Here is a 23,498-nt window from a genome sequence, read left to right on the forward strand (position 1 = left end):
TTCCGGAGGCGGCGGCGGCGGCGGCGGCGGTGGCGGCGGCGGTTCGACGAATTCGACCGAGACGACGGTCTCCTTCTTCTTTTCCTTCGCCTGAGGCGGCGCCACCGGCGCAATCATCATGATGAAAGCGAGTCCGTGCACGGCCATGGCGGCGGCCAGCGCTGAGGTGCGCCTCCAACTGTACGTTTCGCGCTGGTCTTCTGTCGTCAACGCCATTTGCTTTGAACCAAGGTTCGCTGAGTGTGAGATCTGAGGGCTTGTTGCAGGGCGCCGCGCCGCGGCTGGCGAGGGGCTGGCACCGTACACGAGGCCAGCCCGACGCTCAATATGTGAGTCGGGACGCCTATATTAACCCGGCCTGAAGGTCGCCGAACACCGCACGCTTATTGCGAAGAGTGCGGAATGGCTTACTTTTTCTTCGGAACGCCTCCGCCCTTGATCATCTTGAGCCACGTACCTGCCATCTGGCGGGTTTCTTCGTAGCCCTGCGCCTTTTCCATGGCAGCGATGGCGGCGCTCTTGTTACCGAGTTCGTTTTCCGCGTTACCAAGCAGAACGTAGGCCGCACCCTGGCGCTTGACGCCGCGCTGCAGTGCCTTCGTCAGCGATTCCTTCGCCGGAGCCCATTGCTGGTTGTTGACCTGCAGCTGACCACGCAGCAGATCGGCTTCGCCGTCTTTCGCGAGCGGCGACGCCTTGCCGTAGGCGTCGATCGCCTTCGGCTCGTTTTCGGCCAGGGCATAGGAATCGCCGAGCAGCTTGTACATTTCATAGCTCGGCTGGATCGCGCCCTTCTGGAAACCTTCTTCCAGCAGTGCCGCGCCTTCAGCGGGCTTTTCGGCCTGGCCGTAGAGCTGAGCGAGCAGCTTGTAGTCGTCCGACGTCGTGATCAGGCCGCGCGCCTTCGCATCGCTCAGGAGTTTCAGCGCCTTTTCGCTCTGGTCACCGTTGACATAGATCGACGCGAGCTGCTGGATCAGCTTCTTGTCGTTCGGGTTCTTCTGCAGCTGCGATTCGGACAGCTTGGCCGCTTCGTCGTACTGGTTGAGTTCGAAGTAGCTGGCCATCAGGATCTGGTTCCAGCTGTCCTGCGGCTTGTCGCTGGCCGCGATCGCTTGCTTCATCGTGTCGATCGCTTCCTGGAACTTGTCGGCGCGATAGAGCGCGTTGGCCTTGACGGCGAGCGCTTCGGCCTTCTTGTCGCCGCTCTGTTCGATATAGAGATCGATGCTCTTCGCGGAGTCGGCGTACTGCTCTTCCTGCAGCTGGAACTGGGCGAGCGTGTAGATGGCCGGAAACTGGTTGGAGTTCGGCAGCGCGTCGAGGGCGATCGCTTCCTTGAGATCGGCGATGGCGCCGGCGCCGTCTTCCTTTTCCCACTTCGCATTGGAACGCAGGTACAGGCCGAACGCCTTCGCGTACGGTGTCACCTTCTTGTCACCGATGACTTCATCGATGAGCGCGATGGCCTTGTCGGCGTCGCCGTCGGACGCGGCTTCCTGTGCTTTGTTGAGCTTCGTGCCGAGCGAGCCCGGCATGTCGGTCTTCGGATCGTTGCGCTTGGCGTTCGGGTACGCGTTCTCGGTCTTGTCGGCCTTGCCACTGCTCTTGCTGGGACGCTGCTCGTTGGAACGTTCGCCCGGAATACGGGAGGCGGAAGCGATTCCGGCCGCGAGCAGCGAAACTGCACCGAGACAAAGGACGAGCTTCTTGACGTTGGGAGCGTGCATTGAATAGCGCCTCGACTGGTTTCTCACGGCCTGCCTGGGGGCAAGCGGTAAAGGGGTCGCAGAGGTTAATCCGCGAATGTTCAAACTACAAGCACATGCAATTCGGCATTCGTTATCGCAGCGTTAAAAAGAAACCTATGAATTCCAGCCGCTTGCAACGAGTTGTTACAGGTCTCTGCGTAGCGTGGAAAGCGGCCGGAATGCAGCCGTTTTACGGGAGTTTTCGTAGGGCTGCCGTTTTTTTAACTTGGAAACTAAAATCAATTTCTAATTTGATAGAAGTTTCTTAGACCAAAGTCTGGTCCGCTCGAGCACCCGTTCGTCCTTGTATGGAATGGTGCAGTGCAGAATGCGCAGCCGGGACGTCGGCCCCGCCCGCGCTGCGTGCAACGCGAAAACGCTATCGGCGGGGTCGAGCTTTGCGCGCCGGCCGTGAACGCCAGATGCACGGCGGCCGCGACGGCCGCCGCAAAGACCTCAGACGTCGAGATTCGCAACGCGCAGCGCGTTGGACTCGATGAACTCGCGACGCGGCTCGACGACATCGCCCATGAGCGTCGAGAAGATCTGGTCGGCCGCTACCGCGTCCTCGATGCTGACCTGGAGCAGCCGGCGCGTTTCCGGGTTGACCGTGGTCTCCCAGAGCTGCTCCGGATTCATTTCGCCGAGCCCCTTGAAGCGCTGGATCGTGCGCCCCTTCTTCGCTTCGTCCATGAGCCAGGCACGCGCCCGCGCGAACGAGTCGACGAGCGACGCCGAGTTGCCGCGGCGGATTTCAGATCCCGGTTGGACCAAATCAGCAAGATGTCGCGCGGCATCGAGGATCGGCCGCATTTCCGGACTCGCGATGAAACTCGCCGGCAGGACCTGCGTGTGCGTGAGGCCGTGCTGGTCGCGTTCGATCACGAGCGCGGCCGGGTGCTCCGCGGTCGCGGTCTGGATGCGCAGCCGGTACTGCGCGCGCCCGAGTCCGACGTTGTTGAGCCGCGCCGATATGCGCGCCAGCCAGGCGGCCGTTGCGGCTTCGTCGTTCCAGATGCCGTCGTCGAGCGGCGGGAGTTCGAGCATCGCGGTCAGCACGTTGACGTCGCAGCGATGACTCAGGCGATCGATCTGGTCGAGTGCGGCCTGGTAGTCGGCGAGCAGTTTTTCGAGTGCGACGCCGGTGATCGGCGGCGCATCGGAGCTATAGCGCAGTTCGGCCTGATCGACGGCGTTACCGATGAGATATTGATTCAGCGCGCCGTCGTCTTTCAGATAGATCTCGGTCTTGCCTTGCTTGAGCTTGTACAGCGGCGGCAGACCGATATAGACGTAGCCTCGCTCGATGAGCTCAGGCATCTGACGGTAGAAGAACGTCAGCAACAAGGTGCGGATGTGCGACCCGTCGACGTCCGCGTCGGTCATGATGATGATGCGGTGGTAGCGCAGCTTGTCGGGGTTGTACTCGTCCTTGCCGATGCCGCAGCCGAGCGCGGTAATCAGCGTGCCGACTTCCGCCGACGACAGCATCTTGTCGAAGCGCGCGCGCTCTACGTTGAGGATCTTGCCCTTGAGCGGCAGGATCGCCTGAGTCTTTCGATTTCGCCCCTGCTTCGCCGAACCGCCTGCCGAGTCGCCCTCGACGATGAACAGCTCGGACAGTGCGGGATCCTTTTCCTGGCAGTCCGCAAGCTTGCCCGGGAGACCGGCGATATCGAGAGCGCCCTTGCGGCGCGTCATCTCGCGAGCCTTGCGCGCCGCTTCGCGAGCGCGCGCCGCGTCGACGACCTTGCTCGCGATCGCACGCGCTTCCGCGGGGTTTTCGAGCAGGAACTCCTCGAGCTTCGCGTTGACGACCTGCTCGACGATGCCTTTGACTTCGGACGAGACCAGCTTGTCCTTGGTCTGCGATGAAAACTTCGGATCGGGCACCTTCACGGACAGCACCGCGATCATGCCTTCGCGCATGTCGTCGCCGGCGAAGGCCACTTTGGCGTTCTTGCCGATGCCTGAATTCTCGATGTAGTTGCTGATGCAGCGCGTCAGCGCCGCGCGGAAGCCGGTCAGATGCGTGCCGCCGTCACGCTGCGGAATGTTGTTCGTGAAGCAGAAGCACGTTTCCTGATACGCGTCGGTCCACTGCAGCGCGGCTTCCACCGTGATGCCGTCCTGCTGCGCGTTGAACGTTATGACGTTGGCGTGCAGCGGCGTCTTGAGTTGAGCGAGGTGCTGGACGAACGAACGGATGCCGCCCTCGTATTCGAAGACATCGTGCTTGTCGTGACGCTCGTCGATGATCTCGATCTTGACGCCGGAATTCAGGAACGACAGTTCGCGCAGTCGCCGGGCGAGAATGTCGTAGTGGAATTCGGTGTTGCTGAAAGTCGCCGTGCTCGGCAGGAATCGCACGGTGGTGCCGCGTCGGTTGGACGGGGCCGCCTGCTTCAGCGGGTACTGCGGTTCGCCGTGCCGGTATTCCTGCACGAACTCGTAGCCGTCGCGATAGATGTTGAGCCAGAGGTGCGCGGACAACGCGTTGACCACCGATACGCCGACACCGTGCAGCCCGCCGGAAACCTTGTAGGAGTTGTCGTCGAACTTGCCGCCTGCGTGCAGAACCGTCATGACGACTTCGGCGGTCGACCGTCCCTCTTCCGGATGGATGCCGACCGGAATGCCGCGGCCGTTGTCGCTGACGCTGACGGAACCGTCCTGGTGAATCGAGACGGTCACGTGGTCGCAGAAACCCGCGAGCGCTTCGTCGATGGAGTTGTCGACAACTTCAAAGACCATGTGGTGCAGGCCCGTGCCGTCATCGGTATCGCCGATGTACATGCCCGGGCGCTTCCGGACGGCTTCGAGACCCTTGAGGACTTTGATGTTGCTGCTGTCGTACTGATCGCTCATGCAATTCGCCAGGCATGGCCGCCCCCGCGAATGGGCGCGACTCTCGGAACGGAAGGACGCCGAATTATAGCAGTGTCGTGACCGCACCCTGTTCCACGTGGAACATCGTGCGCTGGCGGTGGGTGAGATCGAGCGCCGGCAACGCGGCTGTTCCGGTGATCAGAACCTGTGCTTCGACTTCGTCGAGCCACCGAAGTACGCGGCGTTGGTGCTCCGCATCGAGTTCTGAAGCCAGATCGTCGAGACACAGGATCGGCCATTCCCCGATCTGGTTGAAGAACAGCTGCGCTTGCGCGAGCAAGCAAATCAGCGCGGTCAACTTTTCCTGGCCGCGCGACAAGTGCTCGCGCTCCGGTGCCGCGTCGAACGCAATCCGCCAATCGCCGCGGTGCGGACCCACCGTCGTATGGCCACGCTCCCGATCGCGCTCGCGTCGTTGCCTGAGCGCGTCCGATAATCCGACGTCCGAGTTCCAGCCGCGCTCGTAGCTCAGTTTCATCGTCCCGAGTTCCGGAAGAAACGCTGCGGACAGCGTCCTCGAAACCTCCGTCAACTCAAACAGGTAGGCGCTACGCCACTCGTCGAGAACTGTTGCCGCCCGGGCCAGCTCTACATCCCAGACATCGAGTTCCTCGTTCGACGCGGTGCCTCGCAGCAACGCATTGCGTTGCTTGACCGCTCGACGATACCGGCGCGCAACTTCCGTGAAACCTGGTTCCACGTGGAACAACGCCCAATCCATAAAGTGCCGGCGCTCGTCCGACGGACCCGAGATCAACGCATGCGACCCCGGCTCGAAACAGACCACCGCGATTTCGCGCAGCAAGTCCGACAGCGCACCGACCTCAGCCCCGTCCAGCCGTGCCGTCCAGTCGCCTCGCTGCCTCGACAACCCGAGACGATGGATTCGACCTGCCCGCTTCACTTCTGCGAACACCTCCAGCGAGGGTTGTCCAAATCGAATCAAACTCTCCCGCTTCGTCGACCGAAACGACCGCCCATGCGAGAGCATGTAGACGGCCTCGAGCACCGATGTCTTGCCGGCACCGTTGGCACCGATGAACTCGCTCGCGCCCGAACGAAAGGCGATCTCTGCTGCCTCGACGTTTCGCACGTTCGACAAACGCAGTTCAAGCAGCTCCATCTCGTTTCACCTAGCCATAAAAAAGCCCGCGGTACTCGCGCACCGCAGGCTCTCTGATTCCATTGCCACGCTCGGGTCAGAGTCGCAGCGGCATCACCACGTGACGCGACTCCTCCGAGTCGACTGCCTTGAGCAGGCAGCTCGACTGGCCGTCGCGCAGACAGACCACGACGTTTTCACCCGTCAGCGCACCGAGCGCGTCCAGCAGATAGTTCACGTTGAAACCGACACTCAGATCGCTGACCGACGTATCGGCCTCGAGCTCTTCGTGTGCCTCCTCCTGCTCGGGATTGTGCGCGACGATGCCCAGTCTTCCCGGAGCGACGTCCAGCTTCACGCCACGATACTTTTCGTTCGACAAGATCGCCGCACGCTGCAGCGCCGTCCGCAGCATGTCGCGTCCGATGCGCACTTCCTTGTCGGCACCGATCGGAATGACTGCCTCGTAATCGGGAAATCTGCCGTCGATCAGCTTTGACGTGAACTGCACGTCTCCGCGTCGAACACGCAGATGATTCTTGCCGAACTCCAGGACGACGACGCCATCCCCGCTTTCGAACAGTCCCTGCAGCTCGAGCACGCCTTTGCGCGGGATGATGATCTGTCGCCGCTGCGAAATCCGCGCATCGACATTCGTCTCCGCCAACGCGAGACGATGGCCGTCCGTTGCGACGCAGCGCAGCGCATCCTCGCGCAGATCGACGAGCATACCGTTCAAGTAATAACGCACGTCCTGATGAGCCATCGCAAACGCCGTGCGATCCATCAGATTCTTCAGCGTCGCTTCCGGCAGCTCGACTTTATCGACTGTCTCGATACTTTCGATCACCGGAAACTCGCTCGCCGGCAGCGTCGCGAGCGTAAAGCGGCTGCGTCCCGCATTCACGACAACGCGGTCGCCGTTCAGCCGCACATCGATAGAAACCCCGTCGGGCAGTGCGCGGCAGATGTCGAACAGCTTGCGCGCTGGGATCGTGATCTCTCCGGGCTCGCTCGTATTCACCGCGACGGCCGCGACCATTTCGACTTCGAGATCCGTTCCCGTAAACGACACGCGCCCGTCGGAGACATTCACGAGCAGATTTGCCAGCACCGGCAATGTCTGTCGCCGTTCAACGACACCGACAACTTGTTGCAGCGGCTTTAGCAAGGCTTCGCGTTGAAGACTGAATCGCATGGTCAGGGTATCCCGGTTCGCTAACGAACGCTTTTGTTCTTTTAGGAAGGTTACGGTGGTAGTTGTGTCGCGAAAAACTGGGGACTACCCCGAATTTCTAAACAAAATCAACGACTTGAATCGTGGCAAACAAGGCGGATTACGCGCTGCGCGCTTGTCGATGGACTGTGGATAACTTCTGTCCCCCGATCTGCCCCCTGTTTATCCACAGGCAATCACCCGGTCAAGATGCGCACCAGCTTTTCGTAATCCTGACGCAGCTTTCCGTCGGTTTCCGTGAGATCGCGGATGGTTCGGCACGCATGCAGCACCGTCGTATGGTCACGGCCGCCAAACGCTTCGCCGATTTCCGGCAGGCTGTGTTCGGTCAATTCCTTGGACAACGCCATCGCGACCTGCCGAGGACGCGCGAGCGAGCGCGAGCGCCGCTTCGACAGCAGATCCTGCAGCCGCAGCTGATAGAAGTCGGCGACCGTCTTCTGGATATTCGGCACCGTGATTGCCTGGGCGTGAACGGTCAGCAGATCGCGCAGCGTTTCCTGCGCGAATTCCAGCGTGATCGCCCGGCCGAGGAAGTTGCCGCGTGCCGCGAGCGTGTTCAGCGCCCCCTCGAGGTCGCGCACGTTCGACCGCATGCGCTTGGCAATCAGCAGCGCGACGTCTTCGGGCAGGCTCATGCCCTTGGACTGCGCCTTCGACAGCAGGATGGCCGCGCGCGTCTCGAAATCCGGCGGCTCGATCGCGACCGAAAGCCCCCAGCCCAGTCGCGACTTCAGGCGCGGCTCGAGGTTCTCGACTTCCTTGGGATATCGATCGCAGGTCAGGATGATCTGCTGCTTGCCTTCGAACAGCGCGTTGAACGTATGGAAGAATTCTTCCTGCGTCGTGTTCTTGCCCGCAAAAAACTGGATGTCGTCGATCAACAGCGCGTCGACCTCGCGGAAACGGCGCTTGAACTCGTCCATGTTCTTGTTGCGCAACGCGTCGATCATCGCCGAGACGAACTGTTCCGAGCGCAGGTACATGACCTTGGTCCGCGGATTGTTTTCGCGGATCAGGTTGCCGGCGGCATGCATCAGGTGCGTCTTGCCGAGGCCCGTGCCGCCGTACAGCAGCAGGGGGTTGTAGGCACGTCCAGGATTCGTCGCGACCTGGATCGCTGCGGCCTTGCCGAGCTGGTTCGATTTACCCTCGACGAAACTGTCGAAGGTGTAGTTCGGATCGAGGTTGCCGTCGAACTCGGCCGGCGGCGGAGTTTCGATCGGCGCGGCCGCCGGAACACCGCTGCGCGTCGCCGCCGTTTTCGGCGTGGCGGCACGGCGAGCGCTCAGCGTGCCGACCTCGAGGCGGACCGGTATCGGCCGTGCCGCCAGATGATTCAAAATCGCCCGGATCCGCGGCAGGAACTCGTGCTCGATGCGTTCCAGCGTGTATGCATTCGGTGCGAGCAGGCGCAGACCGTCGTCGCTCTCCGCCGGTTGCAGCGGTTTGAGATAGGTGTGGATATCTTCAGCGCCGAACTCGCCTTCCAGGCGTTCCAGACAGCGCCGCCAGAGTTCGCTCATTACTTCCTCGTCGACGGGCGGGGTGCCGGGGCTGGCCCGGCAGGGCGCGGAAGTCTACGCCGACGCTCGCTTTTCCGCCACGCGCGGCTTGACATGGCAGCGCAGCGACAACTATTCTCCCGCCCCTTTTCCCACTCTTCCGACCGGAGACGACGCCATGAAGCGTACGTACCAGCCCAGCCGCATCAAGCGCGCCCGCGACCATGGCTTCCGCGCCCGCATGAAGACCAAGAACGGCCGCAAGATCATCAACGCTCGCCGCGCCAAGGGCCGCAAGCGTCTCGCTGTCTGAAATCCTCGATTCGCGGCTCGATGGGAGCATTTCGCTTCCCGCGCGCCGCGCGGATGCTCAAACCGGGCGATTTCGCCCGTTTGCGCCAGGCTAGCCGACGCGTCGGCAGCCGCTATTTCAGCGCCGAATACCGCAACACCGAAGACACCGCCGCCCGGCTCGGGCTCGCGGTGTCTCGTCGCGTCTCGAAACTCGCCGTGCAACGCAATCGCCTCAAGCGCCTCGTCCGCGAAAGCTTTCGACGCAACCGGGCACTGCTCGCCCCGATCGACATCCTCGTCATCTCCCGCAGTGCCGCCGTCACTGTTCCCGGCTCCGAACTCCTCGCCGATCTCGAGCAACTCTGGAGCCGCCTGCCGCGCGCACAGCGTTGAAGCCGCAACAACCGCCCGGCACAATGCGCGGTCAACCTTCCGCGCGCGGTCGATCCGCTTGATCCGCCTTCGTTGTGTCCCCATCCGCGTCGGGCCGTGCCCGGCCGACAGCCCTTGCCCATCCCATGAATAATCCGCGCTCCATCCTGTTGATTGCACTGCTGCTTGTCTCCTACCTGATCTGGAATCAGTGGCAGCAGGACTACGCGCAGCCGGCCGCAGTCGCCACGCCCGCCACGGAAAGCGCACCCGCAGCCGGCGGTACGCCCGCGGCAGTTGCCGGCAGCGAGGTGCCGAGCGCGAACGCGTCGACACCCGCGGACGCGACACCGGCGGCAATCCCAGGCGCGGCCGGCGACGCCAAGGGCGATCTCGTCGAAGTCAGCAACGACGTACTGAAACTCTGGATCGACACGCGCGGCGCCACCGTCGTCCGCGCCGACCTGCTGGCGTATCCGCAGCAGCCCAAGGACTACGCGAACCCCGTGCGTCTGCTCGACGACAGCGCCGACCACTATTTCGTCGCTCAGTCCGGTCTTGCGAGCGCGGCCGATTCGGCCAAGGCCGCGAGCCATCAGGACGTCTTCGCCGCGGAACAGAAAAGCTACGCGCTCGCCGCCGACCAGCCGAAGCTCGAAGTTCCGTTCACCTGGACCGACTCCGCCAGTGGCCTGACCGTGCGCAAGGTCTTCGTGCTCGAGCGCGGCAGCTACGTGCTCGCGACGCGCCAGGAGATCAAGAACGACGGCACGGCCGCGTGGAACGGCAACGCGTACCGCCAGCTGCAGCGCGTGATTCCGCCGGCTGCCAAGCACGGCTTCTTCAGTTCGATCACGAATCCGCAGAGCTACAGCTTCACGGGCGCGGCCTGGTATTCACCGGAAGACAAATTCCAGAAGCTCGCCTTCGACAAGTTCCTGAAAACGCCGCTGCAGAACCGCGCCGTCACCGGCGGCTGGGTCGCCATGCTGCAGCACTATTTCTTCGCGGCGTGGCTGCCGTCGCCGAACACTGTAGAAACGTATACGACGGAAGTGCGCGACGGCGCGTTCCCGCGCTTCACGATCCGGACGATGGGACCGGCGCTGAATGTGCCGCCGGGTGCGACGACGACGAGCGAAGCGCGTCTGTACGTCGGTCCGAAGCTGCAGAGCAGCCTCAATGACGTGGCGCCGGGTCTTGCGCTGACGATCGACTATGGCGTGCTGACGTTCATTTCCGAGCCGCTGCACTGGGTGCTCGCCAAGCTCTACGCCCTGACCGGCAACTGGGGCTTCGCGATCATCCTCCTCGTACTGCTGATCAAGGCCGTCTTCTTCAAGCTCAGCGAAGCGCAGTACCGCTCGATGGCCAAGATGCGCAAACTGCAGCCGCGCATCCAGGCGCTGAAAGATCGCTACGGCGACGATCGCCAGAAAATGGCGCAGGCGCAGATGGAGCTGTTCCAGAAAGAAAAGATCAATCCGCTCGGCAGCTGCCTGCCGATGCTCGTGCAGATTCCGGTGTTCTTCGCGCTGTACTGGGTGCTCGTCGAGAGCGTCGAGCTGCGTCAGGCGCCGTTCTTCCTCTGGATCCAGAACCTGACCGCGCCCGATCCGTATTTCGTGCTGCCGGTGCTCAACGCCGCGACGATGATCGCGACGCAGTACCTCACGCCGACGACCGGCATGGACCCAGTCCAGGCGCGCATGATGAAGATGATGCCCGTCGTGTTCTCGATCCTGTTCGCGTTCTTCCCGGCAGGCCTGGTCCTCTACTGGACCGTCAACGGCATGACCTCGCTGCTGCAGCAGTGGATCATCACGCGCCGCATCGAAGCCGCGGACAAAGCCTGACCGCCAGCGGCGTTCGCGTCACGCGCGAACGCCGCTCCGACTGCGCGGCGCGCCGGCGCCGCCGTTCCGATCCCGGCGAATCCAACGCAGGACCGCCATGATCGCCAACGCCGACACCATCGCCGCGATCGCGACCGCTCCGGGCGCCGGGGGCGTCGGTGTGCTGCGAGTCTCCGGCGGTGCGGCCAACGCGATTGCAGCCACCCTGCTCGGTCGTTCGCCGACCCCTCGCCACGCGCACTACTGCGCATTCCGCGACGCGGCCGGAGCGCTCGTCGATCGCGGAATTTTGTTGCACTTTCCACAACCGAACTCATTCACCGGCGAGGACGTGGTCGAGCTGCAGACTCATGGCTCGCCGGTCGTCCTCGACCTGCTGCTGCGTCGCGTCTGCGAACTCGGCGCGCGTCCGGCGCGCGCCGGCGAATTCTCCGAGCGCGCGTTTCTCAACGGCAAGCTCGATCTCGCCCAGGCCGAGGCCATCGCCGACCTCATCGCGAGCCAGTCGGAAGCCGCCGCGCGCGCCGCACTGCGCTCGCTCGACGGCGAGTTCTCGGCGCGCGTCGCGCATCTGCTGGCAAACCTGATCGACCTGCGCGTCTACATCGAAGCGGCGATCGACTTTCCCGAAGAAGAGATCGACTTCCTCGCCGCGCCGGAGCTGCGCCGGCGCCTCGACGGCGTCAGCGACGAGCTCTCGCTGCTGCTCGCCGAGACACGGCGCGGCGTTCGTCTGACCGACGGCCTCCATGTCGTCATCGCCGGCCGGCCGAACGCCGGCAAGTCGAGCCTCCTCAACGCACTCGCCGCACAGGACCGCGCGATCGTCACCGCGATCCCGGGCACTACGCGCGACGTGCTGCGCGAAAACGTGCAGATCGACGGCGTATCGCTGACGCTCGTCGACACGGCGGGCCTGCGCGATTCCGCCGATGTCGTCGAGCGCGAAGGCATGCGCCGCGCGCGCGGGGAACTCGATCGCGCCGATGTGGCGCTGCTCGTCAGCGATGCGGAAAACCTGGCGGACGACATGTCGCTGCTCGGCCCCGCGCTGTCGGGTCAGACCCGATTGTTTGTCTGCAACAAGATCGACCTCGCACACCACGCGCCCCGGCGCCTCGAACACGAAGGCGGCGTCCGCATCGACGTGTCCGCGCGCACGGGCGCCGGCCTCGATCTGCTGCGCGACGAACTCAAGCGACTCGCCGGCGTCGGTGACAGCAGCCAAGGCGCTTTCAGCGCGCGCACGCGCCACGTCGTCGCGCTCGAACGCGTGGCCGCGCATCTCGCCGCGGCCGAGTTCGCGCTCGTCGAACAGAATGCCGGCGAACTCGCCGCCGAGGAATTGCGTCACGCGCAGCGCGACCTCGGTGAACTGACCGGCGAGTTCACGAGCGACGATCTGCTCGGAGAGATCTTTTCGAGTTTTTGCATCGGAAAGTAGCGAACGCCTCTGGCTCGCCTATCGACTCGATGCCTTGAGGCCCTACGCGCGAATTTGCTGCTGCAACAAACTCAAAACTACGTTCCGCGGCTGCCGCGCCGCTCAAGCCGATCCCTGAAGTACTGCTGCGTCTCCGGATCCACACAATGGACGAAGCACCCCTTCATCCCGCGCGTCATCAGCGTCCGATACGTATTGCGAATCAGCCGGTCTACGACATCGGCGACCGCCGGTCCCTCTCTGCGAAGCGCGCTTCGATAGCCGCGAACGCTACGGTCCATGGACGACCGGTTCTCGACCGCCGTCACGAGACGGCCCGAGCGGAACAGCAAGTCCGGTCCAAGAATGACGCCGATATAGTCGACTTCCAGGCCCTGGCAGGTATGGATGCAGCCAACTTCCGATACGGATCGAGGTGCAACGATCCATAGGCTGCCGTCACTGCCGAGGTTCCATCGCTTGCGGTACGTCCCGATCTCTATATCGAACGCACGCGGGTCTCGCCTGCTCTTCCAATCCCAGCAATAGCCCGCTACCACGCGTGCCCGATTGCCAGCGTTCCGTTCTTCGATCAATTCGTGCAACTCCTCCGGCGTGTCGACAACGCGGAAGTCGAAACCCGATCGATCGAGTTCGGCAGTGCCTGAGGACGCCAGCCCCAGCACATCGTCGAGCCACGGCAAATAGCTGTCCGAGCCGCCGCAACGAAATTGCGCATCGAGTTCGAGTTCCGTTATTTCCGCACCGGATGCTTCGGCCCAATGTCGGATCTCGGATGAGCTGCCGATGTCCGAGAGCGTCACCATTTGGCGGTCGTCAACAAAGAAGATCGCGCATGCGGCGCTTCGCATGATCTCCATGACCTGGTTGCTACCGAGATTTCCGTAGAGCCCGGACTTGCTGTTCAGGCGATGGGCTTCGTCAACGACGAGCACATCGAACGTGTCCGGCTCGGTGTCGTGAAACGCGCCTGATCCGCCGAACAGGCTTGCAATCGCGCCGCGACTATGATGACCAGTCATTTTCTCCTGGTAGACGCTGCGAGGCGCCGCATTCTTTGATACGTATTTGGTCAATCGGCCGCGCCTCGTCAGAGTTGCCAGCAGATTGATGGCTATAACGGACTTGCCCGTTCCGGGACCACCTTTCACCAAGACGACTTGTCTCCGCGCGGGACTCGCTTTCTCCGCAGCAGCGAGCGCCAGCTCATACGCTACCTTCTGCTCGTCGACCAGAACGAACTCCTGATTGCCCCGCAACATTTTCGCCACGCTATCGGCCAGCATCTTCGAGGGACGAACGCGCCCACTCTCGACGTTGAAAAGCAGTTGCGCGTCGTCGCCACGCTTCACATGCTTCTTGACGAACTCTCGCAGACGCCTCAACTCGGCCTCGCCTTTGAGGAAGAGAGGCGCGCGTTCGATATACGGCTCGTATCTGGCGTCATCGACGACGCCGTCCGCAGCATGGTTGTGCAGATACGCGCACGGACGAAGTCTCACGTCACCGTCGTAGATCGCCTCATTGAAGCCTTCGAGAAGAGCCGCATAGGACCAAGCCTGATAGCAGGGATGGGGTCCTCTGACGAACGTCGCACCGCCGCGTTGAGCGTCGATCAAACCATCGAGATCGCAAACCCGCGTCGACGACCACTGCTTGAGTTCAATGATGATCATCCGAGGCGATCCGTCATCCGCGAATCCCGACAGCATGAAGTCCACGCGCTTCTGCGACTGGGGGATTCCGAACTCGATTCCTACACCGGTGTCGCCGGGAATCCCGTCATCCCGCAGCACTTTGGCCATGTGCTTCAGCGATTCGCGCCACGCGCGGAATTCGCCATCGGGAGCGTAACGGCCCGTCTTGAGCAGAAAGGCATCGGCTACAACCTCTTCGACACTGCGGTCGTCAGAGTCGGCGAGAAACCCTCGCTTTGTCGATTGGTAAACGATCACCCGGCCACGCCCCCGTCCACTTACAGTTCGGTGTACTTCAGGCTGCTGCCCCGTGCGCGAGAGACGGGGTACTTTTCCGCGTTCTCGATCATTTTCGCTCGCGCCGCCTGGATCAGGTCCACGTCGAGCCGATCCGACAACTGCAGCAGATAGATGAATACGTCGGCCATTTCCCGCGCGACTGCCGCCTTCCTTTCGGCGCCGAGCGCGCGGCTGTCGGATTCGGAGAGCCATTGAAAGTGTTCCAGCAGCTCGGCCGCCTCGACACTCAGTGCCATCGCAAGATTCTTCGGGGAGTGGAACCGGCCCCACTCCCTCGCTTCGGCAAATTCGCGAAGCGACTGCTTCAGTGCGTCGTGCTCGGTATTCATCGAAACTCCAGGCATGAATGGCGGAACCGGCTGCTTCCGGCGGCCAAGACGATTCGGAGCTGCCCCGGCAACCCGATACGCGCAAGGCGCCATCCGGCGTTCTGACCGCGGAGCGCCGCACCTGTCCGGCCTGCCGATTGATTCACCGGCTGCACTCGATGAATCCGCAGCAATGCTGGACACGACCTTGCCTGCGCGTCGCACGCTCGTCAATTTGTCCGCCCGCGACGGTCAAATACGGCTCGGCCTGCCCGAGCACGATCCTCCTCGCAGATCTTCTCCGCGCTACGCTCACTGAATCACCTACGCCTCTGCGCTTCGACGAGCCAAGCGACGATACGGTTGTGTCCGCGGTGCTGCTCGAGTACGCGCGGCCCGGCGACGGCCGGTTCGGCGGTGATGCCGGCGTGCGCAGCGCGCCGAACAATGTGGAAAATCGGCCGACCGTCACACCGGCGGCAGCGCGCGGAACGGTCCGGATACTGGATCGCGAGCCGATTTCGAGCAGGGACGCCCCGGCATTTCACGGCGGTTTCTTCAGCGCTCTTTGCGGACGCGGCGGCGTCGGACGCAATTCCGCCCAAACCTGCTTCGCGCTATTCTGGCCAGACTCGGCACGCGTATCGCGCGCCTTCGTTGCCAGGGAGAGGCGATGATCCCGGTCATTCGCGCGTTGGATCGGTTCCGTATTTGCGGCCAAGCCTCGCGCTCTTTCAGACGCGGTCGAGGGACGCTCGCATGACGGCGACAGGCAGCGATACGCCGGTTGCGCATGCCTGCGTCGTGCACCTCGGCCTGGTGGGCGCGCGCGACTTGTTCCCCGGCATCGGTGATTCGCAGCGCCGCACAAAATTCACCGACGAACTCACGCGTCAGGTCTCGGAAAAGCTCGCACAGTTGCGCAGGCATCCGCGATTGCCGCTTCACGACGGCCACTTCCTTGTCGGCGTGATGCAGCCCGGCAACGGCGGCGACGGCGTGCTGGCCGACGCCTGCGACACCGCCGGAATCGCGCTGCGCGCGTTCCTGCCGCAGCCGCGCGACGAGTATCTCGCGGCGAAAGATCCACGCCCGCCGTTCGACGAGGATTTCTCCGCAGCGCAGCGCGAGAAAGTACTTCAGCAACTGCAGCGCGCCTCGGTGATCCAGGAGCGCGTCGCGCGCATCGCGTCCTCGCGCGCTGCGCGTTTCGCCGAGACGGCGTCGGAAATCCTGCAGCACGCCGATATCGCCGTGATCCTGCAGCCGAAGCACCGCGACGGGCTCGGCAAGCCCGGTCGCACGAATGCGTTCGCCGAACACGCCGTGCGCGGCGGAAAACCGCTGTATGCGTTGACGTTCTGGATCGACGAAAACCAGAAGCTGCATGTTTACGACGATCTGCGCTATCCGCGCGACATGAGTTGGGAAGCACCGCGCCTCCCGCACGTATTGCCTGCTCCGCCGCTCGCGCTTGAGGACATGGCGCAGCGTGTCGTCGCCGAAGGCGATGCGCTCGCCCGCGTCTGCAATGCGCAGTGCACGCAGGCGAGCGAATCCACGGTGCGAACGCAGCTCGGGATCATCGGCGCCGCTGCGCTGTTCTTGCTGCTGACCATCGCGTTCCGGAACAGTTTCGCCGGACTCGCCGCCTGGCTACCGGTGCTGATCGCCACGCTGCTGCTTGCCGTGGGCGGACTCGTCCAGCGGCGTCTCGGGTCGACGTCGACCGCGGCAGTCCGGCAGCGTTGGACCGAGCTGCAGCTTTCGATCGACATCGCGCGTTCGGTGCGGACCTTCGATCCTGCCGCAAGTGACGCCGACACGGGTCGTCCGGCGCTTCCCGGCCAGCCGCACGCGTTTGCGTTCCTGCGTGCCGCTCCGCTTCCGGACGCGGCACGCGCGCTGGCGCAGACACTCGCCGTTGCACATCTGCGCCGCGTTCGCGGCGCGCGGCCGCCCGACTGGCAGCAGGCGCGCGATCGCTATCTGCGCGAACGACTCGAGCCAGCGGCGGCCGCGTATCGCGACAAGCTCGACCAGGTCCGGCGACATGTCCACATCGTCGGAAGGCAGCTCGGGATACTCGTCGCATCCGCGGCCATCGTACTCGCCGCCGCGGTGATCGCATCCGCAGCGACCGCGCACGTCGCGGGCACGATCGCGATCGTGCTGGCCCTTTTCGGACTGCTGCTGCCGGCAATGTCGCTCGCGCTGCGTGCGCACGGCTGCCTGCTCAAGCACCGGATGCGTGCGTCGGCCTGCGCGGATCTGTACGAACGACTGCAGCGCCTCTCGCAGCGACTCGAGCGGACGTCGAACGAACACGAGTTCCTGGAGGTCCAGGCCGATGCGGAAACGCAGCTGCTAGCGGCAACGCTCGACTGGTACCGCTGGCGCCGCGGCGAAATTTGAACCGACCGGACAGCGCTGCGTGCCGGCGCCGGTCAATACCATTCCAGCAACGAGAGCCCGACCCCGATATACGTCGCCCGGTGGTTGTAGTCGATCAGGCTTTCGCCGTAACCGTCGAACAATTGCACATGTCCACGAAGCTGGTTGCGGATCGGGAACGCCCAGTCGAACTGCGCGGCGCCGCCTTCCGGACTCGGCCGCAACATCAGCGCGAATTCGTGGCCGTTCCAGACCCGGACGATCTGCACGTCACCGTGGCCGACGTAGTCGCCGATGTCGGGGTTGTCGGACTTCGCGAAGGATTCCTTGAAGATCCACCAGGGCCGCAGCATCACGGTCCAGTCGCCGCGCTCGAAACCGACCTGGCCGATCACGCGATTCCAGCTGCGCGACAACGGCAGGCTGCGGCCGTTGGACTGGTGGTTCACGCCGATGCCGAGCAGGCGGCCGTCCCAGCCGAGGATGTCGTAGCCGGTGCGGAACACCATCATCAGTTCCGGCTCGTAGTTCGTCTCGCGGAACGGACGCGAGATCTGCGGATTGCCGACCTGCCAGTGCGAGGCCTGTGTGTAGCCGAGCCAGAGGTCGCCGTTGTCGCCGAACAGGTTCTCGAGGATCTTGCCCTTGAAGCTCAGCTGGAATTTCATCTCGGCAGCTTTGAGGCGTTCGGGCAGTTCGACGTCGTGGTCCGGAGAAGGGCTGTTCGGCGAGGCATTGATGTTCGAGGTGTGGAAGAACGGCAGCACATAGAGCGGCTTGTAGCCGCGGATATTGAAAGCGCCGAGCTTGGAGTCGGGATCGAGTTCCCAGCGGCTGTCGAGCAGCGAACGATCCGGCGTGCGCGTGGCGCTGCGGCCCTCGTGCGCATAGAGCGTCTTCTGCTCGGCGGTCGGCTCGATACCCGGCGACGGTGCGACCGGGCGCGGGTACAGCGCGTCATAGCAGGCCAGCCGCTCGGGATCGGGTTGTATCGCGGCGCAGGCGCGCGGGTCGCTCGGCGTGGCGGCCGCGGCAGTCCGGCCGGCGGCAATCAATACGGCGGCAGCGACAAGGCGCAGTTCCATGGCAGGACCTCTCCGAACCGAAAAACGCGATGCTAGCAGGCACACGGCGCAACGATTCGTGCAAACGCACGCCCGCCGCAACGCGTTGCGACATGACGTGCCGGCCCGAAACCGGTCTAATGCCGCCCTCGCCCGTGGACGGTTTCTTATGCGTACGATGCTTCTTGCCGGCCTCATGGCCGTATCGATGCCCGCAATGTCCGAAAAGCTCACGATAGAACGCATCTACGACGACCCCGCCGTGCTCGGAACGACGCCGCGCGGGCTCAAGATTTCGCCGGACGGGTCGCGCGTGACGTTCCTGCGCGGCAAGGCCGACGACCAGAACGCGCTCGACCTCTGGGAATACAACCTCGCCGACGACGCGACGCGGCTGCTCGTCGATTCGCGCACCCTGCAGCCGGCCGAGGAAGTGTTGTCCGATGCGGAGAAGGCCACGCGCGAGCGGCAGCGCATCGCCGGCCTCAAAGGCATCGTCAACTATCGCTGGGCGCCCGACGGCCAGCGGCTGCTGTTTCCGCTCGCGGGCCAGCTCTATCTGTATGACCTCGCGGCGAAGCCCGAGCAGGCCGTGCGCGAACTCACGCCGAAGGACGCCGAGATCATCGACGCGCAGGTCGCGCCGAGCGGCCGCTATGTCTCGTTCGTGAGTCGTCAGAACCTCTGGGTCGTCGACCTGAAGACCACCCTCAAGCAGCGCCTGACCGACGACGGCAAGGACACCGTACACAACGGCGAGGCCGAGTTCATCGCGCAGGAGGAAATGGACCGCTTCACGGGCTACTGGTGGTCGCCGAAGGGCGACTGGATCGCCTACGAGCGCTACGACGAATCAGCCGTGCCCGCGGTGCAGCGCTTCGAGATCCAGCCCGACCGCACCGACGTCACCGAGCAGCGCTATCCCGCGGCCGGTCAGCCCAATGCCAAGGTGCAGCTCGGGCTGATCAAGCCGACCGGCGGACGCACGCGCTGGATCGATCTCGGCTCCGACGCCGACATCTATCTCAATCGCGTGAACTGGACCCCCGACGGCAAGCACGTCGCCTTCCAGCGCCAGACGCGCGACCAGCGTCGCCTCGATCTCGTACTCGTCGACATCGACACGCTGAAATCGCAGCTGCTGCTGACCGAAACCAGCCACACCTGGATCAACCTGCACGAAGACCTGCGCTTCCTGTCGAACCAGAGCGCATTCGTCTGGGCGTCGGAACGCAGCGGCTATAAGCACCTGTACTTGTACGGAATGGACGGAAAGGAAAAATTCCCACTGTCCTCCGGCAACTGGAGCGTGGATCGCGTGCTCGCCGTGGACGAAGCCGCCGGCCTCGTCTACGTCGCCGGCAATCGCGACCATCCGCTCGACAAGCAGGTCTACGCGCTGAAGCTCGACGGCAGCACCGCGGCGAATCCGCTGCGCATCACGGCCGACGACGGCTGGCACGAGGCGACGTTTGCCGGCGACGGCGTGGTGAAATTGTTCGTCGACAGCTGGAGCGACCCGCGCACGCCGAGCCAGGTCAGCGTCCGCAAGCCCGGCGGCGAACGCGTCGCCTGGATCACCGAGAACCGCGTCGACGACAGCCATCCCTACGGGCCGTATCGCGCCGCGCACATCACGCCGGAGTTCGGCAGCATCAAGGCCGCGGACGGTCAGGATCTCTGGTATCGCCTGTACAAGCCCGCGGGCTTCGATCCGGCGAAGCGCTACCCGGTGATCTCGCATTTCTACGGCGGACCGACCGTGCAGCTCGCCAAGCGCGACTTCGGCGACCTGATCGACCAGTATTTCGCGCAGCAGGGCTACGTCGTCATCACGCTCGACAATCGCGGCATGTCGCGCCGTGGCCGCGCGTTCTCCGATCCGATCCACCGCACGCTCGGCCGGATCGAAGTCGAGGATCAGCGCGCGGCGCTGACATGGCTCGCATCGCAACCCTGGGTCGACGGCCGGCGCATGGGCGTGTTCGGCTGGAGCTACGGCGGCTACCTGAGCCTCATGATGCTCGCCAAGTCGTCCGACCTCGTCGCGGCCGGCGTTTCGGTCGCCCCGGTGACCGACTGGACGCTGTATGACACGCACTACACTGAGCGCTATCTCGGCACGCCGAGTAACAACGCCGACGGCTACGGGAAGAGCGGCGTGCTGGCCTGGCTCGACGGCCTCACCTCGCCGCTGCTGCTCGTTCACGGTATGGCCGACGACAACGTGCTGTTCACGCACTCCACGCAGCTCATGGCCGAGCTGCAGAACCGCGGCAAGTCCTTCGACCTCATGACCTATCCCGGCGGCAAGCACGGCATGTCGACCCCGGCCATGAAGAAGCACGTGTTCAACACGATCCGGCGCTGGTTCGACCGGCAGCTACGCCCGGCTCCGGCACATTGACGGAACCGTCCCGCCGGTCGACGGCTGCGGACATGCGCGGACTCGGCTACGCTAGCCGAGTCCAAATCAAGGGGAGTGGAAAATGAACCGTAGTGCAGTCGGCGTCATTGGTACGGTGCTGTTCCTCGCGGCGGCTTCCGCTTCCGCGCAGAGTTGCGCGATCGGCCGTCGCGTGACGCTCGACGACGGCAACCGCGGCGCTGTCGTTGCATCGTCCCCGACGGCGGGCAGCTGCTACGTCGAACTCGACAACGGCACGGTCGCGACGGCCACGGCCGCCAGCATCAGCTATGACGACGGCACGGGCGTGCGCCCGCCGGTCACGACTGCGCCGCCGACCGGCGCCTACGTCTGCACCACGCCGGGCTTCGGCATCGATGCGGCGGCGGGCTTCACGCTCGTCGACACGCAGAACTACAGCACGAGTACCGGCCAGCGCCTCGCCTATCGCTGGGACTCGGCCGCCGGCATGCTCGAACTGACGCGCGCCGACGGTACGACGCAGCGCTATCGCCGCATGGCGGAGAAATCGTTCCGTCGCATCGACGGCGACATGCTGACCGATACGGGTTGCGTGCTGCGGACGAACGGCTGAGTCGGTTGGACGGCGAAACGCCGTCGCCGTCCGATCATGGGTTTTCCGGTTGTCGTCGCTGTTTCCTGGCGCAATGCGCAGAACCCATCCCTCGCCTCGAGGGAACCCCTGGAACCCGCCGGAACGGCGGTTTCTACAGTCGCCGAGTCCGGCGCAGGTCCGGACTCGGCTCCGCAGGTCAAGCGCTTGCGCGCTTGATCGCGAGCGGCACATGACCGCGCCAGGGGAAGGTTTTTCGTCAGGTGAACCGCCCCGACTGATAGTCGCGGATCGCCGCAACGATCTGCTCCGGCGTGTTCATGACGAACGGGCCGTATTTCGCGACCGGCTCGTTCAGCGGCTTGCCGGCGACGAGGATCAACCGTGCCGGTTGCGATCCCGCCGCGAGCGTCACGGTCTCGCCGTGGCTCAGGATGCCGAGTTCGCCGCGCGGCAGCGCGCGAGCCGCCTCGCCTTCGCCGACCGTCGCCTCGCCTTCATAGACATAGACGAACGCGTTGTGGCGTTCCGGCAGCAGCGCCGTCCATTGCGCACCGGCGTCCAGGCGCAGGTCCGCATAGAACGGCGCGGTCGCCACATCGGTGACCGGGCCTTCGACCTCGCCGACACGGCCGGTCAACAGACGCAGCTCCACCCCGTCGGCCGGTGCCATCCTCGGCACGCGTTCCGGCGCGATGTCCTGGTAGCGCGGCGCCGTCATCTTGTCCTTGGCCGGCAGGTTCACCCAGAGCTGGAAGCCCCACATCAGGCCGTCCTCCTGCTCGGGCATCTCCGAATGCACGATGCCGCGCCCAGCCGTCATCCACTGCACGCTCCCGGCGCGCAGCCGGCCGCTGTTGCCCTGGTTGTCGCCGTGGCGCATGTTGCCGGCGAGCATGTAAGTCACGGTCTCGAAGCCGCGATGCGGATGGTCGGGAAATCCGGCGAGATAGTCGCTGGCCTGATCCGAGCGGAACTCGTCGAGCATCAGGAACGGATCGAGCATGTCGAGCGCCGGCTGGCCGATGAGCCGGTTCAACTTCACGCCGGCGCCGTCGCTGGCGGGCATGCCGCGCACGGTCGTCACGACGCGGCGCGAAGTCAGGGCGGTGGCATTCATGGCGTGCTCCGGGGATCGAAGTCCGCAACATGGATTTCAGCCGGCGCGAAGCCAAGCGCGGCGGCGTGAACAGGTTGCTCGCGCCGGCGCAACAATCGTCGCGCGAACCCGGTCCCGCGGTCAGTGCACCCAGCGGCCGCCGCGGCGGCGCGGCGGCTCGCGGAATTCGCTCGAGGCGGCTCCGCTGCCGGCTTTCTCGCGTTCGCTGGCCGGATGCACGCGCCAATACTGCGCGACCTGCGCGACGACCTGCGGAATGTGCGCAAGGCAGTCGTCGTATTCCTGTTCGGTCAGGCGCTCGAATTCCGCGTCGGCCGTCAGCACGCCCTCGTCCACGGCCAGCGCCATGACCGGGCCCAGCATTTCCATGAGCTGCGCATCTTCCGCGAGGCGCGATTCCCAGGCGCTCGCGCGCAGGTCGATCGCACGGCTCACGCCTTCGCACCAGCCCGCGGCCGACAGCGCGACGCCGCCGTCCTCGAGGTCGACCTCGCCGAGAATCGGCTCGTAGGTTTCGGCATCGATCTCGCCGAGGATGGAATCGTTGAGTTTCGCGAGCAGCTGCAGGATGCGCTCGCCCTGCTCTTCGTCGGTGAACGGCGCGTGCAGCACCTCGGGCAACCATTCGTCGGGCAGCGCCGGGTCGGGACCGACGGCCAGGACGGTCAGCAGGCCGTGGACGCCGTCGAGCAGCAGGTCGGCTTCGTTCTCGCGCGCCTGCGCGCGCAGGAACTGGTCGAGCTCGTCGAGCTCGTGGTCTTCGAGGGATAGAGCGACTTCGCGGTCGGTCATGCGTTGAGTTCCAGCAGTGCCGGCGCGTGGTCCGACGGACGTTCCCAGCGGCGCGGCTCGGAATCGATGCTTGCGCCCGCGAACCGCGGCCGCAGCGCTTCGCTGGCCAGCACGAGGTCGATGCGCAGGCCGAGGTTGCGGCGGAACGCGGCCTGACGGTAGTCCCACCAGCTGAAGGCGCCGTCGTCCGCATGAAAATCGCGGAACGTGTCGGCGAGCCCGATGCTTTGCAGACGCTTGAGCGCCTCGCGCTCCGGCACCGAGCAGAGGATCTGGTCCTTCCAGGCGACCGGGTCGTGCACGTCGCGGTCCTCGGGCGCGATGTTGAAGTCGCCGAGGACGATCAGATTCGGGTGGCGCGCGGCTTCCTCGGCGAGATGGTCGGTCACGCG

19 protein-coding genes are annotated in these 23,498 nt (G+C 64.4%); 8 read left to right on the forward strand and 11 right to left on the reverse strand.

From position 1 onward, the window contains the following. Positions 1-407: 407 nt before the first annotated feature. The 5 genes from VLF18_RS09160 to dnaA all read right to left on the reverse strand — a co-directional run bounded on the left by VLF18_RS09160 (position 408) and on the right by dnaA (position 8,505). Positions 408-1,730 (reverse strand): tetratricopeptide repeat protein, encoded by a 1,323-nt coding sequence (locus VLF18_RS09160; RefSeq protein WP_325279321.1) that lies wholly within the window; start codon positions 1,728-1,730, stop codon positions 408-410. Positions 1,731-2,207: 477 nt separating this feature from the next. Beyond that, positions 2,208-4,619: a DNA topoisomerase (ATP-hydrolyzing) subunit B gene (gene gyrB / locus VLF18_RS09165; protein WP_325279322.1), complete on the reverse strand. Its 2,412-nt coding sequence runs from the start codon at positions 4,617-4,619 to the stop codon at positions 2,208-2,210. Positions 4,620-4,683: 64 nt separating this feature from the next. Then, entirely contained in the window at positions 4,684-5,763 is a 1,080-nt protein-coding gene (gene recF / locus VLF18_RS09170; RefSeq protein WP_325279323.1) for a DNA replication/repair protein RecF, read from the reverse strand. A 76-nt stretch (positions 5,764-5,839) separates the two neighbouring features. Continuing rightward, positions 5,840-6,940: a DNA polymerase III subunit beta gene (dnaN, locus tag VLF18_RS09175; protein ID WP_325279324.1), complete on the reverse strand. Its 1,101-nt coding sequence runs from the start codon at positions 6,938-6,940 to the stop codon at positions 5,840-5,842. Positions 6,941-7,155: 215 nt separating this feature from the next. After that, the gene (gene dnaA / locus VLF18_RS09180; protein ID WP_325279325.1) at positions 7,156-8,505 is read right to left on the reverse strand and encodes a chromosomal replication initiator protein DnaA; all 1,350 of its coding nucleotides are present in this window, start codon (positions 8,503-8,505) and stop codon (positions 7,156-7,158) included. A 157-nt stretch (positions 8,506-8,662) separates the two neighbouring features. Between dnaA and rpmH the strand changes: the two genes are divergently transcribed. From rpmH to mnmE, 4 genes are all read left to right on the forward strand, one after another. Next, positions 8,663-8,797: a 50S ribosomal protein L34 gene (gene rpmH, locus VLF18_RS09185; RefSeq protein ID WP_257386829.1), complete on the forward strand. Its 135-nt coding sequence runs from the start codon at positions 8,663-8,665 to the stop codon at positions 8,795-8,797. Positions 8,798-8,850: 53 nt separating this feature from the next. After that, a complete protein-coding gene (gene rnpA, locus VLF18_RS09190) occupies positions 8,851-9,171 on the forward strand; it encodes a ribonuclease P protein component (protein WP_325279326.1) in 321 nt (106 codons plus the stop codon). A 125-nt stretch (positions 9,172-9,296) separates the two neighbouring features. Further along, positions 9,297-11,006: a membrane protein insertase YidC gene (gene yidC / locus VLF18_RS09195; protein WP_325279327.1), complete on the forward strand. Its 1,710-nt coding sequence runs from the start codon at positions 9,297-9,299 to the stop codon at positions 11,004-11,006. A 97-nt stretch (positions 11,007-11,103) separates the two neighbouring features. Beyond that, on the forward strand, positions 11,104-12,450 hold the full coding sequence (mnmE, locus tag VLF18_RS09200; RefSeq protein ID WP_325279328.1) for a tRNA uridine-5-carboxymethylaminomethyl(34) synthesis GTPase MnmE: 1,347 nt from the start codon (positions 11,104-11,106) through the stop codon (positions 12,448-12,450). 77 nt (positions 12,451-12,527) lie between these two features. On the opposite strand, the gene VLF18_RS09205 is transcribed toward mnmE, so the two are convergent. Then, positions 12,528-14,405 carry a DUF2075 domain-containing protein gene (locus VLF18_RS09205; RefSeq protein ID WP_325279329.1) on the reverse strand — a complete coding sequence of 626 codons (1,878 nt, stop codon included), beginning with the start codon at positions 14,403-14,405 and terminating at the stop codon, positions 12,528-12,530. Between the two features lie 20 nt (positions 14,406-14,425). Continuing rightward, positions 14,426-14,776 (reverse strand): nucleotide pyrophosphohydrolase, encoded by a 351-nt coding sequence (locus VLF18_RS09210; RefSeq protein ID WP_325279330.1) that lies wholly within the window; start codon positions 14,774-14,776, stop codon positions 14,426-14,428. A 17-nt stretch (positions 14,777-14,793) separates the two neighbouring features. Between VLF18_RS09210 and VLF18_RS09215 the strand changes: the two genes are divergently transcribed. Together VLF18_RS09215 and VLF18_RS09220 are read left to right on the forward strand one after the other, a co-directional pair. After that, entirely contained in the window at positions 14,794-15,432 is a 639-nt protein-coding gene (locus tag VLF18_RS09215) for a hypothetical protein (protein ID WP_325279331.1), read from the forward strand. A gap of 82 nt (positions 15,433-15,514) precedes the next feature. Beyond that, complete coding sequence (locus VLF18_RS09220; RefSeq protein ID WP_325279332.1) at positions 15,515-17,170, forward strand: hypothetical protein; 1,656 nt, start codon at positions 15,515-15,517, stop codon at positions 17,168-17,170. Between the two features lie 32 nt (positions 17,171-17,202). Here the strand turns inward: VLF18_RS09220 and VLF18_RS09225 are convergent, their stop codons facing one another. Further along, positions 17,203-18,234 (reverse strand): phospholipase A, encoded by a 1,032-nt coding sequence (locus VLF18_RS09225; RefSeq protein WP_325279333.1) that lies wholly within the window; start codon positions 18,232-18,234, stop codon positions 17,203-17,205. 148 nt (positions 18,235-18,382) lie between these two features. Between VLF18_RS09225 and VLF18_RS09230 the strand changes: the two genes are divergently transcribed. Both VLF18_RS09230 and VLF18_RS09235 read left to right on the forward strand, forming a co-directional pair. Next, positions 18,383-20,620 carry a S9 family peptidase gene (locus VLF18_RS09230; RefSeq protein WP_325279334.1) on the forward strand — a complete coding sequence of 746 codons (2,238 nt, stop codon included), beginning with the start codon at positions 18,383-18,385 and terminating at the stop codon, positions 20,618-20,620. A gap of 82 nt (positions 20,621-20,702) precedes the next feature. After that, complete coding sequence (locus VLF18_RS09235; RefSeq protein ID WP_325279335.1) at positions 20,703-21,215, forward strand: hypothetical protein; 513 nt, start codon at positions 20,703-20,705, stop codon at positions 21,213-21,215. A 238-nt stretch (positions 21,216-21,453) separates the two neighbouring features. Here the strand turns inward: VLF18_RS09235 and VLF18_RS09240 are convergent, their stop codons facing one another. The 3 genes from VLF18_RS09240 to VLF18_RS09250 form a co-directional block, all read right to left on the reverse strand. Next, positions 21,454-22,314: a pirin family protein gene (locus VLF18_RS09240; protein ID WP_325279336.1), complete on the reverse strand. Its 861-nt coding sequence runs from the start codon at positions 22,312-22,314 to the stop codon at positions 21,454-21,456. 120 nt (positions 22,315-22,434) lie between these two features. Continuing rightward, positions 22,435-23,106: a YecA family protein gene (locus VLF18_RS09245; protein WP_325279337.1), complete on the reverse strand. Its 672-nt coding sequence runs from the start codon at positions 23,104-23,106 to the stop codon at positions 22,435-22,437. Next, positions 23,103-23,498, reverse strand: a 396-nt coding sequence (locus tag VLF18_RS09250; RefSeq protein ID WP_325279338.1) for an exodeoxyribonuclease III, incomplete at its 5' end; no start/stop codon positions are given. The genes VLF18_RS09250 and VLF18_RS09245, both read right to left, overlap by 4 nt.

Origin of the sequence: Tahibacter sp. (assembly GCF_035481375.1) — a bacterium.
In the GTDB taxonomy this organism is placed as follows: domain Bacteria; phylum Pseudomonadota; class Gammaproteobacteria; order Xanthomonadales; family Rhodanobacteraceae; genus Tahibacter.

Excerpts from the sequence above, each read along its gene's own strand:
- VLF18_RS09160 (WP_325279321.1), bottom strand. The coding sequence starts at position 1,730 with ATGCACGCTCCCAACGTCAAGAAGCTCGTCCTTTGTCTCGGTGCAGTT.
- gyrB (WP_325279322.1), bottom strand. The coding sequence starts at position 4,619 with ATGAGCGATCAGTACGACAGCAGCAACATCAAAGTCCTCAAGGGTCTC.
- recF (WP_325279323.1), bottom strand. The coding sequence starts at position 5,763 with ATGGAGCTGCTTGAACTGCGTTTGTCGAACGTGCGAAACGTCGAGGCA.
- dnaN (WP_325279324.1), bottom strand. The coding sequence starts at position 6,940 with ATGCGATTCAGTCTTCAACGCGAAGCCTTGCTAAAGCCGCTGCAACAA.
- dnaA (WP_325279325.1), bottom strand. The coding sequence starts at position 8,505 with ATGAGCGAACTCTGGCGGCGCTGTCTGGAACGCCTGGAAGGCGAGTTC.
- rpmH (WP_257386829.1), top strand. The coding sequence starts at position 8,663 with ATGAAGCGTACGTACCAGCCCAGCCGCATCAAGCGCGCCCGCGACCAT.
- rnpA (WP_325279326.1), top strand. The coding sequence starts at position 8,851 with ATGCTCAAACCGGGCGATTTCGCCCGTTTGCGCCAGGCTAGCCGACGC.
- yidC (WP_325279327.1), top strand. The coding sequence starts at position 9,297 with ATGAATAATCCGCGCTCCATCCTGTTGATTGCACTGCTGCTTGTCTCC.
- mnmE (WP_325279328.1), top strand. The coding sequence starts at position 11,104 with ATGATCGCCAACGCCGACACCATCGCCGCGATCGCGACCGCTCCGGGC.
- VLF18_RS09210 (WP_325279330.1), bottom strand. The coding sequence starts at position 14,776 with ATGAATACCGAGCACGACGCACTGAAGCAGTCGCTTCGCGAATTTGCC.
- VLF18_RS09215 (WP_325279331.1), top strand. The coding sequence starts at position 14,794 with ATGGCGGAACCGGCTGCTTCCGGCGGCCAAGACGATTCGGAGCTGCCC.
- VLF18_RS09220 (WP_325279332.1), top strand. The coding sequence starts at position 15,515 with ATGACGGCGACAGGCAGCGATACGCCGGTTGCGCATGCCTGCGTCGTG.
- VLF18_RS09225 (WP_325279333.1), bottom strand. The coding sequence starts at position 18,234 with ATGGAACTGCGCCTTGTCGCTGCCGCCGTATTGATTGCCGCCGGCCGG.
- VLF18_RS09230 (WP_325279334.1), top strand. The coding sequence starts at position 18,383 with ATGCGTACGATGCTTCTTGCCGGCCTCATGGCCGTATCGATGCCCGCA.
- VLF18_RS09235 (WP_325279335.1), top strand. The coding sequence starts at position 20,703 with ATGAACCGTAGTGCAGTCGGCGTCATTGGTACGGTGCTGTTCCTCGCG.
- VLF18_RS09240 (WP_325279336.1), bottom strand. The coding sequence starts at position 22,314 with ATGAATGCCACCGCCCTGACTTCGCGCCGCGTCGTGACGACCGTGCGC.
- VLF18_RS09245 (WP_325279337.1), bottom strand. The coding sequence starts at position 23,106 with ATGACCGACCGCGAAGTCGCTCTATCCCTCGAAGACCACGAGCTCGAC.